Consider the following 18,104-nt stretch of genomic DNA (forward strand, 5'->3'; position numbering starts at 1 on the left):
GGCGCCGGGGGTTTGCGGCGGGGCCCCCCCGCGCCGGGGGGGGGGGCCCCCGGGGGGGGGCGCCCCGGGGGGGGGGGGCCCCCCCCCCCCCCCCCCGCCGATGGTGGTGGGGGGCGAGGGTCGCTCGCCGGGGGCTCAGCCGCCTCCGCCGAACCAGCCTCCGTTGTCGCCGCCTGGTGTCTCCGTAGTCGGAGTACTGGTGCCGCCGCCCCCGTCGCCTCCATTGCCTCCGTTGCCGTTGCCCCCGTTGTTGGCTCCTCCGTTGCCGTTGCCTCCGCCGTTGTCGTTGCAGCCGATCTCCAGCGGGTCGCAGGTCTGCGTCGGGGAGGGGCTGTTGGACGGCGTCTCCGAGGACGGCGTCTCGCTGGGCGTCTCGGAAGGCGTCTCGGACGGGGGCTGCGTGGTGGTCTTGGAGGGCGTCGGGGTGGGGCTCGCGCCGTCGCCGAAGATCTTCTTTCCGATCGGCTCGGGCTCCGGGAAGTTCACGACCTTCTTGCCCTTCATCGCCTCGCGCATGTAGTCGGCCCAGATCTCGGCCGGGAACGAGGCTCCGTGGATCGACGCATTCGGGTCGCCGGTGCCCACGCCGCGCATGGAGAGGAATTTCTGCTTCTTGGCCTTGTCGTCCACCCGCCACATGCCGATCGCGGTGGACAGCTGCGGGGTGTAGCCGGAGAACCAGGCCGACTTGTTCTCGTCGGTGGTGCCGGTCTTGCCCGCGGCGGGACGGCCGATCTGCGCCGCGGTACCGGTGCCGTGCTCGACGACGTTCTCCAGGACGTCGGTGACGTTGTCGGCCACACTCGCGTCGAACGCCGTCGTGAGCTTGGCGACCTCCTCGTGGTTGTAGACCTCCCGGCCCTTGTGCTCGACCGAGTCGACCGAGTACGGATCGGCCTGCTTGCCGCTGGCCGCGAAGGTCGCGTACGCACCGGCGAGCCGGATGGCACTGGGGGCCGAGGTGCCCAGGGAGAACGTCGGGGTGATCGAGGCCATCTGATCCTTGCTGAGGCCCGCGGCGAGCGCGGCGTCCCGCACCTTGTCGGTGCCGACGTCCATGCCCAGTTGGATGTATGGGGTGTTCACTGAGTACTGCATCGCGGTACGCAGGGTGATCTTGCCCTTGTCCTCGTCACCGTCGTTCCGCTGGTGCCACTCCTTGCCGTCCTTGTCGTGCCAGACGGTCCCGTTGTAGTCCCGCAGCGTCAGCTTGTTGTCGCCGTCGTAGACGCTGTTGGGAGAGACGGGGGTGCGCATCGCGTCGGGCTGGTCGCGCTCCCCGTTCTTGTCACGGACGCCGTCTTTCATGGCGGCGGCCAGCACGAACGGCTTGAAGGTGGAGCCCACCTGGACGCCGGTGTAGTCGGCGTTGTTGGTGTAGTGCTCCAGGGCGTTCTTACCGCCGTAGATGGCGACGATCTTGCCCGTCTTGGGCTCCACCGAGGCCCCGCCGAACTGCACGTACTTGTCATACTTCGGCCGCACATCCGGCTTGATGTTCTCCTTCGTCACCTTCTTCACGGCCGTCTCGAGCTGGTTCATCTTGTTCCGGTCGAAGGTGGTGTGGATCTGGTAACCACCCCTGTCCAGCATGGTCTTGGTGATCTTCGTGTTCGCGATGATGTAGTTGTCGGCGAGCTCGGTGAGATAACCGATCTGGCCTTCCTTGTTCGTCGCGATCTTCGGCTTCCGGGGCATCGGGAACTTCTCGTCGAGCGCCTTCTGCCTCTCGGCCTCCTTCATCTTCCCCACCTCGACCTCGCGCTTGAGGATCCACGCCCAGCGCAGCTCGGCCCGCTTCCTGTTCGCGTCCTTGCTCGCGTTGGCGCCGTAGCCGCCGGCCGGGTCGTAGAGGTTGGGGCCGTTGAGGGTGGCCGCGAGGAAGGCGCTCTGGCTCGGGCTCAGGTCCTTGCAGTCCGTGTCGTAGTACGCGCGGGCCGCCGCCTGGCAGCCATAGGCGCCGCGCCCGTAGTACGCGGTGTTCAGATAGCCGGCGAGGATGTCGTCCTTGTCCATGGTCGCGCCGACCTTTATGGAGATGAACAGCTCCTTGGCCTTGCGCGTGAGGGTCTGCGACTGGTCGAGGTAGGTGTTCTTCACGAACTGCTGGGTGATCGTGGAGCCACTCTGTGTCGCCCCGCCCTTGGCCATGTTGACCACGGCTCGCGCGATACCCATCGGGTCGACGCCGGCGTCGTCGTAGAAGCTGGCGTTCTCCGCGGAGATCACCGCGTTCTGCAAGTCCTCGTCGATCTCGCTCAGCGGCACGATCTGGCGGTTGTATTCGCCCTTGCCCGAGACCACCATCTGCTTGCCGTCTGCCCAGTAGTAGACGTTTTTCTCGACCTTGGACGCGGCCTGCGCGGTGGGCACCTCCACCAGCCACAGCCCGATGCCCACGGCACCGACGAGCATCGCGAAGAAGAAGAGGAAGGTCCCGGTCACCAGCTTCCAGGACGGGACCCAGCGCCGGAAGCCGTCCTTACCCGCGCGTGGGTAATCGATGAAGCGCTTCTTCGCGGGCCGCCCATCGCCTCCCGCTCCACGGCCGCGGCCGCCCCGGCCACCGCCGGTGGCGCGCCGGCCGCCGCCGTGGCCACCACGGCCCGCGCCCCCGGCATCGGGATCGGCTCCTCGTCTGCGGCTGCCGCCGCGCTGTGCGGCGCGCCGGGCTTCGGCCCGGCCACCATAAGGACGCTCCTCCCCGTGCGGGGCGGATTCCGACCCGGTGACGCTACGCGGTTGGGCCGCGCGGCGGCCTGAAGACTGCTGCGCGGCGCGTCGGGCCGCTGCTCGTCCGCCGCTCTGTGGCTGCGGCGGCTTGCGACGGTGCTCGCTCATGGAACGACTACTCCTCGGGCAGGCGCTATCGCCTGAAAGCGGCAGGTGGCTTTCGGTCCCCCCGATGTGCGCTCCGGCCGCCACCGGCAACCGGGCACACTGCATCCAGGACGAGGACGCCTGCGGGCGTCGCTTGGTTCCCAGTGCTGTGCATGGCGAACAGAGTACGCACGGCCAAAACCAGCCGAGGCGTGATCTTCACTCCATAACAGTCACTTTGCGTCCCACGAATTGATGATGTGACGCCGTTCACCATGGCTCCCCTTGTTCGCACCAGGATCGCGGTTCTATCGTCTGGATGTATCGAGCCGATACATCAGCTCGGCATAAAGGACCCGGGAGACAGGAGAGGCGGGAATGGGCAGACGCTCAGGCATCCTTGAGTTCGCCGTCCTCGGCCTGCTCCGCGAGTCCCCGATGCACGGGTATGAGCTGCGCAAACGCCTCAACACCTCGCTTGGGGTGTTCCGTGCGTTCAGTTACGGCAGCCTCTATCCATGCCTCAAGACGCTGGTCGCCAACGGCTGGTTGATCGAGGAGCCCGGCAGCGCGCCCGAGGAAGCTCTCGCGACGACGCTCGCCGGCCGCCGCGCGAAAATCGTCTACAGGTTGACGGCGGAGGGGAAAGAGCGTTTCGAGGAGTTGCTCGCTCACACCGGCCCGGACGCGTGGGAAGACGAGCACTTCGGCGTCCGCTTCGCCTTCTTCGGCCAGACGTCGCGGGATGTGCGGATGCGGGTCCTGGAGGGGCGGCGCAGCCGCCTCGAGGAGCGCCTGGAGAAGATGCGCGCTTCTTTGGCCCGTACCCGTGAGCGGCTTGACGACTACACCCTCGAGCTGCAGCGGCATGGCATGGAGTCGGTGGAGCGTGAAGTCCGCTGGCTGAACGAGCTGATTGAGAGCGAGCGGGCCGGGCGCGACCAGCGCGGCGGCCCCGCGGGCCAGGACCTGCCCCAGGAGCAGGAACGGGGCCGGTCACTCGAGCTCGATCCGCCAGGAGAGCAGGACCAGTCAGGAGATACGGGCGGCCTGCCCCGGCACCGGGGTGGTTCCCGGCCGGATCCGTCCGATGACACCGCCAAGTGAGGCCCCGCATATCCGCAGGGCTTCGTCGAGTACACACAGGGAGCAACCGGAATGGGTTCGGTTCGTGTAGCCATCGTCGGCGTGGGCAACTGCGCCGCCTCGCTGGTGCAGGGCGTCGAGTACTACAAGGACGCCGACCCGGACACTCGCGTGCCGGGTCTGATGCATGTGCAGTTCGGCGAGTACCACGTGCGTGATGTGGAGTTCGTGGCCGCGTTCGACGTGGACGCGAAGAAGGTCGGCCTCGACCTCGCCGACGCGATCGGCGCCAGCGAGAACAACACCATCAAGATCTGCGACGTGCCCTCGACCGGTGTCACCGTCCAGCGCGGCCACACCCTCGACGGCCTGGGCAAGTACTACCGCCAGACGATCGACGAGTCCGAGGAGACCCCGGTCGACGTCGTCCAGGTCCTCAAGGACCAGCAGGTCGACGTTCTGGTCTGCTACCTCCCGGTGGGTTCCGAGGACGCCGCGAAGTTCTACGCCCAGTGCGCCATCGACGCCAAGGTCGCCTTCGTCAACGCGCTTCCGGTCTTCATCGCCGGCACCAAGGAGTGGGCGGACAAGTTCACCGAGGCGGGCGTGCCGATCGTCGGGGACGACATCAAGTCCCAGGTCGGCGCCACGATCACGCACCGGGTGCTGACCAAGCTGTTCGAGGACCGCGGCGTGGTCCTGGACCGCACCATGCAGCTGAACGTCGGCGGCAACATGGACTTCAAGAACATGCTGGAGCGTGAGCGCCTGGAGTCCAAGAAGATCTCCAAGACGCAGGCCGTCACCTCCCAGATCACGGACCGCGAGCTGGGCGAGGACAACGTCCACATCGGCCCGTCCGACTTCGTGGCCTGGCTGGACGACCGCAAGTGGGCCTATGTCCGGCTGGAGGGCCGCGCGTTCGGCGATGTCCCGCTGAACCTGGAGTACAAGCTCGAGGTGTGGGACTCCCCGAACTCCGCGGGCGTCATCATCGACGCGCTGCGTGCCGCGAAGATCGCCAAGGACCGCGGCATCGGGGGCCCGATCCTCTCGGCCTCCTCGTACTTCATGAAGTCGCCGCCGGTGCAGTACTTCGACGACCAGGCGCGGGAGAACGTCGAGAAGTTCATCAAGGGTGAAGTCGAGCGTTAGCGAGACACAGCGCTGTGCGCTAGCGAGACACGATGCTGCGCGCTAGCGAGACACAGCGCCGTGCGCTAGCGAGACACAACGCTGCGCAGGTGCCGCAGAGCGCGGCTTGATCACGGGCCTCCGGGTAATCCACCCGGAGGCCCGTGTGGTGTGTGAGGCTGGCGTCATGCCCGTTGTGCGTGATCTCCGCGTACTGCTACAGCTGCGCGACTTCCGGCACCTCCTGGCCGTTCGCCTGCTGTCCCAGCTGGCCGACGGCGTCTACCAGGTCGCGCTGGCCACTCATGTGGTCTTCTCCCCCGAGAAGGAGACCTCGGCCGCGGCGATCGCCTCCGCCATGGCGGTCCTCCTGCTCCCCTATTCCCTGCTGGGCCCCTTCGCCGGCGTCCTGCTGGACCGGTGGCGCCGCCGCCAGGTCCTTCTCCACGGCAACGCCCTGCGCTCCGGACTGGCCGCCGGAACGGCCGTTCTGATCCTCGCGCAGGTTCCCGACTGGCTCTTCTACGTCTCCGCCTTGTCGGTCACGGGCGTCAACCGCTTCGTTCTGGCCGGTCTCTCCGCCTCACTGCCGCGCGTCGTGGACAGCCAGGAGCGCTTGATCATGGCCAACGCCCTGTCTCCGACCGCGGGAACGCTCGCCGCCACCGTCGGCGGCGCCCTGGCCCTCGTCGTGCGCATCGCGGTCCCGACCGGCGCATCGTCGGACGCCGTTGTGGTCCTGATGGGCGCGACGCTCTATCTCAGCGCCGCGGTCGCGGCGCTGAGGATGGCGCCCGGACTGCTGGGGCCCGATCCATCGGCACTCCAGCCGCGCCTTGGCGCGGCGCTGTTGAGCACCGTGCGCGGCCTGGTCGCCGGTGTACGCCATCTCTTGGAGCGCCGAGATCCCACGGTGGCTCTGTCGGGGATGACAGCGATGCGTTTTTGCTACGGAGCGCTGACGGTGATGGTGTTGATGCTCTGTCGCTACGCATGGGCCAAGACCGAGTCGGAGGGCTTGGCGCTCCTGGGACTCGCCGTGGCCGTCTCGGGTGCGGGTTTCTTCACGGCGGCGGTGGTCACGCCCGGAGCGGTGGCCCGGCTGAGTCCCGCCTCCCACACGGACGGCCGGCTGCGCTGGATGGTGGTGTGCGCGGCGGCCGCGACCGTATTGGTGCCGGGGCTGGGGCTGCCCTTCGAACCGGCCCCGATGCTGGCCGCCGCCTTCGTCCTCGGCCTCGTCACCCAGGGCGCCAAGATCGCCACCGACACCGTTGTGCAGTCCTCGATCGCCGACGACTTCCGCGGCCGGATCTTCTCCCTGTACGACGTCCTCTTCAATGTGGCCTTCGTCGGGGGAGCAGCGGTCGCCGCGCTGACGCTGCCTCCCGACGGACGCTCGGTCGCCCTGGTGATCCTGGTGGCCGCGCTCTACGCGGCGACCGCCCTCGTCGCCATGTTTCACGTGAAACATGGCGAACGTGAGGTGGGGCAGACCGATGTTTCACGTGAAACCTGATGCGTCAGCCCTGGGGCTGAGCCGCCCACCATTCCTGAAGCGCCACGACGGCGGCGTCCCGCTCCATGGGGCCGTGCTCCAGCCGCAGCTCCAGCAGGTGTTTGTACGCCTTGCCGACCTGCGGACCCGGCCCGATCCCCAGAATCTTCATGATCTCGTTGCCGTCCAGGTCCGGCCGGATGGCATCCAGCTGCTCCTGCTGCTGCAGCCGCGCGATGCGCTCCTCGAGCCCGTCGTACGCGCGCGACAGAGCGCTGGCCTTCCTCTTGTTACGCGTGGTGCAGTCCGAGCGGGTCAGCTTGTGCAGCCGCTCCAGCAGCGGTCCCGCGTCCCGTACGTAGCGCCGGACCGCCGAGTCCGTCCACTCGCCGGTGCCATAGCCGTGGAAGCGCAAATGCAGCTCGACCAGGTGGGAGACGTCCTTCACCAGTTCGTTGGAGTACTTGAGCTTGGTCATCCGCGACTTGGTCATCTTGGCCCCCACCACCTCATGGTGGTGGAAGGAGACCCGGCCGTCCTTCTCGAAGCGACGAGTCCTGGGCTTCCCGATGTCATGCAGCAGAGCCGCCAGCCGCAGCACCAGATCGGGCCCGTCCTTCTCCAGGGCGATGGCCTGCTCCAGCACGGTCAGCGTGTGCTCGTAGACATCCTTGTGACGGTGGTGCTCATCACGCTCCAGGCGCAGCGCCGGAAGCTCCGGGAGGACATGGTCGGCGAGCCCGGTGTCGACCAGGAGCCGCAGCCCCTTGACCGGGCGGGCGGCCAGGATCAGCTTGTTGAGCTCGTCACGCACCCGCTCCGCCGAGACGATCTCGATCCGCCCGGCCATCGCCTTCATCGCGGCGATCACCTCGGGCGCCACATCGAAGTCGAGCTGGGCGGCGAAGCGCGCGGCGCGCATCATCCGCAGCGGGTCGTCGGAGAAGGACTCCTCAGGGGTGCCGGGTGTGCGCAGCACCTTCGCGGCGAGGTCTTCCAGACCGTGGTGCGGGTCGATGAATTCCTTCCGCGGGAGCGCGACGGCCATCGCGTTGACCGTGAAGTCCCGACGGACCAGGTCTTCGTCGATGGAGTCGCCGTAGGAGACCTCGGGCTTCCTCGACGTACGGTCGTACGCTTCTGACCGATAAGTCGTGATTTCGATCTGGAAGCTCTGACTCGACCCGTTTCCGTTTCCACCCTCCTTGCGACAGCCGACGGTGCCGAAGGCGATGCCGACCTCCCAGACCGCGTCGGCCCAAGGGCGGACGATCTTCAGCACGTCCTCAGGACGGGCGTCCGTGGTGAAGTCCAGATCGTTACCGAGACGGCCCAGCAGCGCGTCCCGTACCGATCCGCCGACCAGGGCAAGGCCGAACCCGGCCGCCTCGAAGCGGCGGGCGAGGTCGTCGGCTACGGGAGACACCCGCAGGAGCTCGCCCACGGCGCGGCGCTGCACCTGGCTGAGCTCGTTGGTCGACTGCGGGTGGTGGCTGTCAGTGTTGGCGTTCGGCACAACAGAACAGGGTACGTGGCCGCACGCCCCGGAGCCTCCTCGCCGAGCGGACGCATCGAACCGGTGACGATCTTGTGGAGCCCTCCACAGCACTTCGTCACAGCGGGCATCGTTACCATTTCGTGGACGCATTTTGGTGTGACCACTGACGACCACTGACGACGAGGGACGGGCGAGCGCGTGGCCGAGCCGGCAGAGCTCCAGGGGACAACTTCCGCTCGCGCCCGTCGATGGCTGCGGCGCACGGCGGCACTCCTCACCGCGGCGCCCGTCCTCGCGGGCGTGCTGCAGATCCCGGCGGCTCCCGGTGCCCACGCCCAGACCGCCCCGGCCCGGACCGCGCACACCCAGGCCGCGCCGGCCCAGGCCAAGGCGAGCGGCTCGCGCACCGTTGACGTCTCCATCGACTCGCTCACCCCCGTCGCCCCTTCGAAGAGCGATACGCTCACCATCAGCGGCACCGTCACCAACAACGGCCGCTCGACGATCAAAAGCTCCTACGTCAGCCTCAGGGTCGGCCCGACCATGAACGGCCGCAGCGACATCGACACGGCCGCCAAGCGGAAGGGCTATGAGATCGGCCTCGACGGCACCGAGGTCGCCGAGAAGTACGAGCAGAAGATCGGCAGCCTTTCCGCCGGTATCAGCCGTGACTTCGCCCTCTCCATACCGGTGAGGGACCTCCAGCTCGGCGAGAGCGGCGTCTATCAGCTCGGTGTCGCCCTCACCGGCCAGACACGGAGCCAGCCCTGGCCGCAGGTCATGGGCATCGAGCGGACCTTCCTGCCCTGGCAGCCGACCGACGCTCCCAAGAAGAGCAAGCTCACCTATCTGTGGCCGCTCATCTCCTCCACCCACCTGACCGCCCGGACAGGCGCCGATGAGCAGCAGACGCCGATCTTCCAGAACGACGACCTCGTGGCCGAGCTCGCCCCCGGCGGACGGCTGCAGCAGCTCGTGGCCCTGGGCAAGAACCTGCCGGTCACCTGGGTGATCGACCCGGACCTGCTCGCCACGGTCGACGCGATGACCAAGCCGTACGAGGTCCAGGGCCAGACGGAGGACGAGACGACGGACGGCCGGGGCCAGACCGTGGCCAAGCAGTGGCTCAACGACCTGGAGCAGGCTGTCGAGGGACACCAGGTGGTGGCCCTGCCCTTCGCCGATCCCGACCTCGCCTCGCTCGCACACCGCGGCAAGAACGTCACGGGCGCCCTCAGCCACCTCCAGAACGCCACCACGCTCGCCTCGACGACCGTGGACACCATCCTGCATGTGAGGCCCCGCACAGACTTCGCCTGGCCGGTGAACGGCGCCGTCGACTCCTCGATCGTGGACGTCGCCACCTCCGCCGGCGCACACAACATCATCGCCCGAAGCGACAGCCTGCGCGAGAACGGCGGCCTGCAGTACACCCCCACCGCGGCCCGCCAGATCGGCGGAGGCAATACGGCGGTGGTCGCGGACGCACGGCTGTCCACCGCCTTCACGGGCGACATGACGCGGGCGGAGAACGCCACGCTGGCCGTCCAGCGGTTCCTCGCCCAGACCCAGATGCTGACCCTGCAGGCGCCGGACAAGCAGCGCAGTGTCGTCGTGGCCCCCCAGCGGATGCCCACCGCCAGCCAGGCGCAGGCCATGGCGGCCGCCCTGGGCGGCCTGACCGGACGCTGGACGCAGCCGCTCAGCCTGGGGCAGGCCGCCAAGGCCCAGCCCGATCCGCGCGCCACCCAGCGGGTCCCCGCCGCCCGCTCCTACCCGGCCGCACTGCGCCGCCAGGAGTTGTCCACCGACGGATTCCGGAAGATCCAGGAGACCCAGGCCGCCCTCGACAAGTTCGAGGTGATCCTCACCGCCAAGGACCGCGTGGTCACCCCGTTCGGCACCGCGATCATGCGGGAGATCTCCACCTCGTGGCGCAACGACCCGCGGGGCGCGACAGGGTTCCGCGACTCCGTCCAGGCCTACCTCCAGGGCCTCACCGAGAAGGTGCGCCTCGTCAACAAGACGGACATGACCCTGTCCGGGCGCAGCGCCACGATTCCGGTGACCGTCCAGAACAACCTTCTGCAACCCGTTGAGCTGCGGCTGGTCCTCCGGTCCCAGCAGGGCAACCGCCTGGCGGTCAGCGACCCCCAGGTGGTCACGGTCCAGGGCGGGCACAGCCAGTCGGTGAAGTTCGGCACCACGGCCAACGCGAACGGACGCGCCTGGGTGACGGCCCAGCTGTACACCGTGGACGGCCAGGCCTACGGCCCCGAGATGTCCTTCAAGGTGAATGTCACCGAAATCACGTCCACGGTCATTCTGGTGATCGCGGGCGGGGTGCTGCTGCTCGTTCTCGCCGGGATCCGGATCTACCTCCAGCGCAAGCGGTCCGCCGCCAGGAGTGATGAAGACGCTGCGGGGAACGGCGAGAAGCAGGACGGAGAACAGGACGGAGAAGCGGCGGAGGACGAGGGGACCGAGCCCGGCGAGGGGGAGCGCCCGCGCGCCCTGGTGCCCGGGCAGGCGAGTGACCCGGCGCCGGACACCGGATCGCAAAGCGCTGGCCCATCCGGCTCAGGTGAGAAAGTGGACCATTGAGCAATGGCATGGCCGACCGGCCGCAGCGGACGATGAGGTGGGGTGGCGATGAACGCGCCGTATGACGGTGATCGCGGCCATGGCGCGGGCAATGACCCCGCCGGCCGGGTACCGCCGCCGCAGAGCGGCCCGTACGCCCACCAGAGCCCTTACGGACCGGAGCCGCACCAACAGGACCCGTACCTGGGGGACCCCCGCGACATCTCATACAGCCAGCTGCCGTACGTACAGGACCCCTATATGCAGGATCCGTACGTCACCGGTTCGTTTACGCCCTACCCCTACACGGCGCAGGACCCCTACGCGGGACGGCAGGACTCCTACGGCCACGATCCGCTGACGGATCCGCTGTACGACCAGGGCCAGGGCGGGTACCACGCGCCTCAGTCCGGCGGCTACCAGCAGCCGTACCAGCAGCAGCCCGCCCCTCCGCAGGGGCACGATCCGAGGCTGTGGTCGCCCGAGGCCGCCACCCCCCAGGGCCCCGCCCCCCAGCAGTACGGCGGCGACATCGAGGCCACGCAGTATCTGGGCACCGGCCCGCAAGCCGGCTACGACGCCGGGGATCAGCAGCAGCCGGACGCCTTCGCGCACCTCTTCCGCGACCAGCAGCCCTACGAGCCGCAGCGCCCCCAGCAGCCCCCGGCCGGGTATCCGCCCGCAGGCCCCCCGCAGGGGCAGGCGCCGGTGTCCGAACCACCCGGCCCCGTTCCCGCCCAGTCGGCCGCCCCCGCGGGGGCGGCCGCGGCAGTGGCCGAGCCGGAGACGGCCGAGCCCGAGCAGAAACGCTCGGGCGGCCGTGCGGCGAACCTGCTGAAGTCCAGCGCGGTGATGGCGGCCGGAACGCTGGTCTCCCGGCTGACCGGCTTCGTCCGTCAGGTGGTGATCGTCGCCGCCATCGGTGCGGGCACCCTCGGCGACACCTACGCGGTCGCCTACCAGCTGCCCGCGATGATCTACTTCCTCACCGTGGGCGGCGGCCTCAACTCCGTCTTCGTCCCGCAGCTCGTGCGCTCCATGAAGGAGGACGAGGACGGCGGCGACGCCTACGCCAACCGCCTGCTGACCCTGGTGATGGTCGTCCTCGCGGCTCTCGTCGCGGTGTCGGTGTTCGCGGCCCCCACGCTGGTCCGTATGCTCTCGCCGTCCATCGCGGGCGACCCCCACGCCAACGAGGTGGCGGTCGCCTTCGCACGCTACTGCCTGCCCACCATCTTCTTCATGGGCGTGCACGTCGTGGTCGGCCAGATCCTCAACGCGCGGGGCAGCTTCGGCTCCATGATGTGGACCCCGGTCCTCAACAACATCGTCGTCATCGCCAGCTTCGGTCTGTTCATCTGGGTGTTCGGCACCTTCAGCTCCTCCAAGATGGCGCCCGGCTCCGTCACCCCCGAAGGGGTCCGGCTGCTGGGCGTGGGCACCCTCCTCGGCCTCACCGTCCAGGCGCTGGCGATGTTCCCCTATCTCCGGGCCGCCGGCTTCCGCTTCCGGCCCCGTTTCGACTGGCGCGGCCACGGCCTGGGCAAGGCCGCCAAGCTCGCCAAGTGGACCGTGCTGTTCGTGCTCGCCAACCAGGCGGGCAACGTCGTGGTGACCCGGCTCGCCACCGCGGCCGGCACCAAGGCCAACAACCAGGGCTTCCCCGGCACCGGTCTCCTCGGCTACCAGAGCGCCCAGCTCATCTGGGGAATGCCGCAGGCGATCATCACGGTCTCCGTCATGGCCGCCCTGCTGCCCCGGATCTCCCGCGCGGCCCACGACGGGGACACCGGCGCGGTCCGCGACGACATCTCGCAGGGCCTGCGCACCTCCGCCGTCGCCATCGTCCCGCTCGCCCTCGGGTTCGTCGCTCTCGGCATCCCCATGTGCACCCTGCTGTTCGGCTCCTCAGGCACCGAGCAGGCCCGCTCGATGGGCTACATCCTCATGGCCTTCGGCCTGGGACTCATCCCGTTCTCGGTGCAGTACGTCGTCCTGCGCGGCTTCTACGCCTACGAAGACACCCGCACCCCCTTCTACAACACGGTGATCGTCGCCGCCGTCAACGCCGCCGCCTCCGGGCTCTGCTACCTCATCCTCCCCGCCCGGTGGGCCGTGGCCGGCATGGCCGCCTCCTACGGCCTGGCCTACGCCATCGGCGTGGGCGTGGCCTGGAAGCGGCTCCGCAAGCTGCTGGGCGGCGATCTGGACGGCCGGCACGTCATCCGCACCTACACCCGTCTGGTGGGAGCGGGCATCCCGGCCACCCTCATCGGCGGAGCGGCCGCCTACGTCATCACCGGGGCCCTGGGCGCCGGCATGGCGGGCTCCCTAGCGGCTCTGGCCGGTGGTGGGCTCGTTCTTATCGCGGTCTTCTACATTGCGGCGAAACGGATGCGCATTGAGGAGCTGACCGCCATGGTCGGTATGGTCCGCGGACGACTTGGTCGCTGATCGTTCAGCACAACCATCGTCTGCCACCGTGTGTCGTGCATAGCGGCGGACTGTGGGCACAATTGTCTTGGCTCGGAGTAGGCGCAACGGATGGGGAGGCAGGAACGACGGTGGCGGAACGGAGCACGGCTGCCGTCGACGTGGCCGACAACAGCGGAGATGACTCGCTGACCGCCGAGGCGGGCAAGGCCACGTCCGACGGGGTGGGAACCGAAACGAAAGCCGATAAGGAAGCGAAGGCCGCGGGCACCGACACCAAGGGTGCCGCGGCCGACACGAGCGCCCCCGAGCTGCACAGCGGCCACAAGTTGGCCAGACGCTACCGCCTGGAGGAATGCGTCACCCGTCTGGACGGATTCAGCAGCTGGCGTGCCGTGGACGAGAAACTCCGCCGCGCCGTCGGAGTCCACGTGCTGCCGGCCGACCATCCGCGGGCCCGCCCGGTGCTGGCCGCCGCCCGTTCGGCGGCGCTGCTCGGCGACCCCCGCTTCGTCCAAGTCCTCGACGCCGTCGAGGAGAACGACCTCGTCTACGTGGTCCACGAGTGGCTTCCCGACGCCACCGAACTCACCGCCGTACTCGCCTCCGGGCCGCTCGAGCCGCACGACGCCTACCAGCTCGTCAGCCAGGTGTCCCAGGCCATGGCCGCCGCCCACCGCGAAGGCCTCGCGCATCTGCGGCTCAACCCCGGCTCCGTGCTGCGCACCGAATCGGGCCAGTACCGCATCCGCGGCCTCGCCGTCATGGCCGCCCTGCGCGGCATCAGCTCCGACCACCCGCAGCGCACCGACACCGAAGCCATCGGCGCGCTGCTGTACGCCGCGCTGACCCAGCGCTGGCCGTACGAGAGGGACGCCTACGGCCTGTCCGGGCTGCCCAAGGGCGTCGGGCTGATCGCGCCCGACCAGGTCCGCGCGGGGGTCCACCGCGGCCTGTCCGAGCTGGCGATGCGCGCGCTCGTCAACGACGGCGCCACCGCCTCCCGGCAGGACCAGCCCTGCACCACCCCCGAGGAGCTGTCCAAGGCCGTCGCCGCCATGCCGCGGATCCGCCCGCCGGAGCCCGCCTTCACGGCCCCGGACGCCTTCCAGCGCACCACGTACCAGCAGGGTGTCTACGGCCAGCCGCCGCACCGCGGCCGCCCGTCCCTCGCCACCGGCCCGGCCGCCCCCGTGCCGCCCCCGCCCCCGCTGCAGAGCCGCACCGGCAAGGCCCTCAAGTGGACCGTCTCGGCCCTTCTGATCGCGGCCCTCGGCCTCGGCAGCTGGCAGCTCGCGGACACCCTCCTCAAGGAGGAGAAGAAGTCCCCTCCGAGCCGGTCCCAGCAGAAGGGGAACGACGACAAGCCCACGAAGCCGGCCAGCAAGCCGATCAAAATCGTCAACGCCAAGGAGTTCGCTCCCGACGGCAGCCCGCAGAACCTCGCCCAGGCCAAGCTCACCTACGACGGGGACGCGTCGACCACCTGGCGCACCAGCAGCTACATCGACGGTCCGCATTTCGCCCCGAGCGTCAAGAAGGGCGTCGGAATCATCTACGACCTCGGCTCGAAGCGGACGCTGGACAGCGCCTCCCTCGGGTTGCAGTACGGAGGCTCCTACACGGAGGTCTCGCTGTACGCCACGGATTCCCTCTCCCCGTCCGTCTCGGCGTCCGCCCCTGTCGCTTCGTTGAGAAAACTCGACTCGGTCAAGACCACGAGCAAGTCCGCCGAGCTGAAGATCAAGAGCAAGGTGAAGACCCGCTACGTCCTCGTCTGGTTCACGGCACTTCCCTACTCCGCCCCAGAACCCAACTACGAAAACCCCTACAAGCAAGCCATCACGGACGTGAAGTTCACCGGCTGAGCCGGCCGGGCGGGGAGGGGGCTCCAGGGTGGACAACGCCAGATTCGGCGACACGAGCGACGGCGACCTGCTCAAGCGCCATGTCGCCGGCGACCCGGATGCCTTCGGTGAACTCGTGCGACGCCACCGCGACAGACTCTGGGCGGTGGCGCTGCGCACCCTCGGCGACCGTGAGGAGGCCGCCGACGCGGTCCAGGACGCGCTCGTGTCCGCCTACCGGGCCGCTCATACCTTCCGGGGCCAGTCGGCCGTCACCACCTGGCTCCACCGCATCACCGTGAACGCCTGCCTGGACCGGGCCCGTAAGGCCGCCTCCCGTCGTACCTCCCCCGTCGCCGAGACGGAGCGGCTGGAGCAATTGCTGGAACCCCACGAGTCGGCGGCCGCTCCCGCGGAGCGCGGAGATCTCCACCGTGAACTGCTCCGCGCGCTCCGCACCCTGCCCCCCGAGCAGCGGGCGGCCCTCGTACTCGTCGACATGCAGGGCTATCCCGTGGCCGAAGCCGCAAAAATCCTGGAGGTCCCCACCGGCACGGTCAAAAGCCGCTGTGCTCGGGGACGCGCACGCCTGCTGCCCATGCTGACCCATCTCCATCCGAACGGGAGGGGTAGCGACTCGCCGCGCGGGGCAAGGAACCGGACGCAGGGGACATCCGTCCCACCGGCGGCAGGACCGAACGACGCAGATGCCGTGAAGGGCGGAGGTGGCCGAGCGTGACATCGTCGACCGACACGGATGAGCATCCGGAGGTCACGGAGATCTCCGCACTCACCGAAGGGCTGCTGCCCCCCGACCGCACCGCCCATGTCCGCGGCCACCTCTCCGCCTGTGAGCTGTGTGCCGAGGTACGAGCCTCCCTGGACGAGATCAGGTCGCTGCTGGGGACATTGCCCGGTCCGGTGCAGATGCCGGCCGATATCGCGGGGCGCATCGACGCGGCGCTCGCCGCCGAAGCCCTCCTCGACGCGACCACCCCGGATGACCGCGCCGATGTTTCACGTGAAACTTCGACGCTCGACTCCTCACCCGACGCGGCTCCGACCGTTTCACGTGAAACTTCGGAGCCGACCCGCCCCCGGAAGGCGAGCGGCGAAGCGACGCCGATCTCGTCCGGCGCCGCCGAGCGACCGGCAGGACGCCCGCGAGCCACCACCGGACCGGGCCGTACGAAGTCCCGGCCGGGCAGTCGGCGCCCGCAGGCCCGGCGCTGGCCCAGGGCCGTCCTCGGCACCGCCTGCGCGGCTGCCGTGATCGGTCTCGGCTCCTTCCTCATCCAGTCGGGCTCCGCCCACGACGACAATGCGGCCGACGCCCAGACGGCGAAGAGGCAGCCCTCGTCCCGTACGGAAACGCTGTCCGCGGCGACCCTCAAGGCCCGGGTGCATGCCCTCCTCGCCGGCCAGAAGTCGTCGACCGCCTCCGGCGATGTGCGCGCGCAGGACACCCCGGACATGCCGCTGCGCGCCGAGGACCCCCCGGTGCCCAGCTGCGTACAGGCCGGCACCGGCCGCTCGGAGGTCCCGCTTGCCGCGCAGGAGGACACCTATGCCGGCAAGGACGTCTATCTCGTGGTGCTGCCACACCGAGCGGACAGCAAGCTTGTCGACGCCTTTGTGATCGACTCGGCGTGCGTCGCACAGTCACCGTCGACCGCCGGCACCCGCCTCGTGGCCCGCACCTACCCGCGAGACTGAGGCGGGCGGCACACGGCACACGGCGAGCCGCCTGACACCACCCGGGAATGCGCGCCCCGTAGGATCCGTTGGGTGGGGTGGCAGGGGATTTCCGGGGAACTCCGGACGTCGCCGCCCTCAGTCAGCAGTCGGCACTCGGCAGAGACAAGGAAGACATCCGTGAGCGACGTCCGCAACGTGATCATCATCGGTTCCGGGCCCGCGGGCTATACGGCCGCGCTCTACACCGCCCGGGCTTCCTTGAAGCCGCTGGTCTTCGAAGGCTCCGTGACCGCCGGTGGTGCTCTGATGAACACCACCGACGTGGAGAACTTCCCCGGCTTCCGTGACGGGATCATGGGCCCCGACCTGATGGACAACATGCGGGCCCAGGCGGAGCGCTTCGGCGCCGAGCTGGTCCCGGACGACGTTGTCTCGGTCGACCTCAGCGAGGACATCAAGACCGTCACCGACTCCTCCGGTACGGTCCACCGAGCCAAGACAGTCATCGTCAGCACCGGCTCGCAGCACCGCAAGCTGGGCCTGGCCCACGAGGACGAGCTCTCCGGCCGCGGAGTCTCCTGGTGTGCCACCTGCGACGGATTCTTCTTCAAGGACCAGGACATCGCCGTCATCGGCGGTGGCGACACCGCGATGGAGGAAGCGACCTTCCTCTCCCGCTTCGCCAAGTCGGTCACCGTGGTCCACCGCCGTGACACGCTGCGGGCCAGCAAGGCGATGCAGGAGCGCGCCTTCGCCGACCCCAAGATCTCCTTCATCTGGGACAGCGAGGTCACCGAGATCCACGGGGGCAACAAGCTCTCCGGCCTGACCCTGCGGGACGTCAAGACCGGCGAGACCTCCGAGCTGCCGGTCACCGGACTGTTCATCGCCATCGGTCACGATCCGCGCACCGAGCTCTTCAAGGGCCAGCTCGACCTGGACGACGAGGGTTACCTGAAGGTCGACTCGCCCTCGACCCGGACCAACCTGCCCGGTGTCTTCGCCGCGGGCGATGTGGTGGACCACACCTACCGTCAGGCGATCACCGCGGCCGGCACCGGCTGTTCCTCCGCGCTGGACGCCGAGCGGTACCTCGCCGCTCTCGCCGACAGCGCGAACGCCACCGCCTGACCCCACCTACCCCTCTCTGCACCAAACCGATAAAGGAGATGAACCATGGCCGGTGCCACGGTGACCGTCACAGACGCCGACTTCGAGGAGACCGTCCTCAAGAGCGACAAGCCGGTGCTCGTCGACTTCTGGGCCGCGTGGTGCGGTCCGTGCCGCCAGATCGCTCCCTCCCTGGAAGCCATCGCGGCTGAGCACGGCGACAAGATCGTCATCGCCAAGCTCAACATCGACGAGAACCCCGCAACCGCCGCGAAGTACGGCGTGATGTCGATCCCGACGCTGAACGTCTACCAGGGCGGCGAGGTTGCCAAGACCATCGTCGGCGCCAAGCCGAAGGCCGCCATCGAGCGCGACCTGGCCGACTTCATCGGCTGAC

Annotated in this window: 12 protein-coding genes; 10 read left to right on the forward strand and 2 right to left on the reverse strand. The window is 69.0% G+C overall.

Annotated features, from left to right (window positions below):
• Positions 1–135: 135 nt before the first annotated feature.
• Positions 136–2,841 (reverse strand): transglycosylase domain-containing protein, encoded by a 2,706-nt coding sequence (locus ACFZDL_RS40185; RefSeq protein ID WP_353590129.1) that lies wholly within the window; start codon positions 2,839–2,841, stop codon positions 136–138.
• A 357-nt stretch (positions 2,842–3,198) separates the two neighbouring features.
• Here ACFZDL_RS40185 and ACFZDL_RS40190 point away from each other — a divergent pair, with 357 nt between their 5' ends.
• From ACFZDL_RS40190 to ACFZDL_RS40200, 3 genes are all read left to right on the forward strand, one after another.
• Positions 3,199–3,927, forward strand: a complete 729-nt coding sequence (locus tag ACFZDL_RS40190) for a PadR family transcriptional regulator (protein ID WP_353590128.1) — start codon at positions 3,199–3,201, stop codon at positions 3,925–3,927.
• A 51-nt stretch (positions 3,928–3,978) separates the two neighbouring features.
• On the forward strand, positions 3,979–5,061 hold the full coding sequence (locus ACFZDL_RS40195; protein ID WP_353590127.1) for an inositol-3-phosphate synthase: 1,083 nt from the start codon (positions 3,979–3,981) through the stop codon (positions 5,059–5,061).
• 166 nt (positions 5,062–5,227) lie between these two features.
• Positions 5,228–6,559, forward strand: a complete 1,332-nt coding sequence (locus ACFZDL_RS40200; protein ID WP_353590126.1) for an MFS transporter — start codon at positions 5,228–5,230, stop codon at positions 6,557–6,559.
• Between the two features lie 4 nt (positions 6,560–6,563).
• Here the strand turns inward: ACFZDL_RS40200 and ACFZDL_RS40205 are convergent, their stop codons facing one another.
• Positions 6,564–8,054, reverse strand: coding sequence for a CCA tRNA nucleotidyltransferase (locus tag ACFZDL_RS40205; RefSeq protein WP_353590125.1), 1,491 nt, complete (start codon positions 8,052–8,054; stop codon positions 6,564–6,566).
• 180 nt (positions 8,055–8,234) lie between these two features.
• Between ACFZDL_RS40205 and ACFZDL_RS40210 the strand changes: the two genes are divergently transcribed.
• The 7 genes from ACFZDL_RS40210 to trxA all read left to right on the forward strand — a co-directional run bounded on the left by ACFZDL_RS40210 (position 8,235) and on the right by trxA (position 18,103).
• A complete protein-coding gene (locus tag ACFZDL_RS40210) occupies positions 8,235–10,640 on the forward strand; it encodes a DUF6049 family protein (protein ID WP_353590124.1) in 2,406 nt (801 codons plus the stop codon).
• Positions 10,641–10,688: 48 nt separating this feature from the next.
• Positions 10,689–13,073, forward strand: a complete 2,385-nt coding sequence (gene murJ / locus ACFZDL_RS40215; RefSeq protein ID WP_353590123.1) for a murein biosynthesis integral membrane protein MurJ — start codon at positions 10,689–10,691, stop codon at positions 13,071–13,073.
• Between the two features lie 110 nt (positions 13,074–13,183).
• Positions 13,184–14,920 (forward strand): protein kinase family protein, encoded by a 1,737-nt coding sequence (locus ACFZDL_RS40220; RefSeq protein WP_353590122.1) that lies wholly within the window; start codon positions 13,184–13,186, stop codon positions 14,918–14,920.
• A 28-nt stretch (positions 14,921–14,948) separates the two neighbouring features.
• A complete protein-coding gene (sigM, locus tag ACFZDL_RS40225; protein WP_353590121.1) occupies positions 14,949–15,638 on the forward strand; it encodes an RNA polymerase sigma factor SigM in 690 nt (229 codons plus the stop codon).
• Positions 15,635–16,615: a hypothetical protein gene (locus tag ACFZDL_RS40230; protein WP_353590120.1), complete on the forward strand. Its 981-nt coding sequence runs from the start codon at positions 15,635–15,637 to the stop codon at positions 16,613–16,615. The genes sigM and ACFZDL_RS40230 overlap by 4 nt, the downstream gene beginning before the upstream one ends.
• Before the next feature lie 159 nt (positions 16,616–16,774).
• Complete coding sequence (gene trxB / locus ACFZDL_RS40235; RefSeq protein ID WP_353590119.1) at positions 16,775–17,728, forward strand: thioredoxin-disulfide reductase; 954 nt, start codon at positions 16,775–16,777, stop codon at positions 17,726–17,728.
• A gap of 45 nt (positions 17,729–17,773) precedes the next feature.
• Positions 17,774–18,103 (forward strand): thioredoxin, encoded by a 330-nt coding sequence (gene trxA, locus ACFZDL_RS40240; RefSeq protein ID WP_353590118.1) that lies wholly within the window; start codon positions 17,774–17,776, stop codon positions 18,101–18,103.
• Position 18,104: the final 1 nt, after the last annotated feature.

The organism is Streptomyces sp. NPDC007917 (assembly GCF_042959105.1).
Taxonomy (GTDB): domain Bacteria; phylum Actinomycetota; class Actinomycetes; order Streptomycetales; family Streptomycetaceae; genus Streptomyces.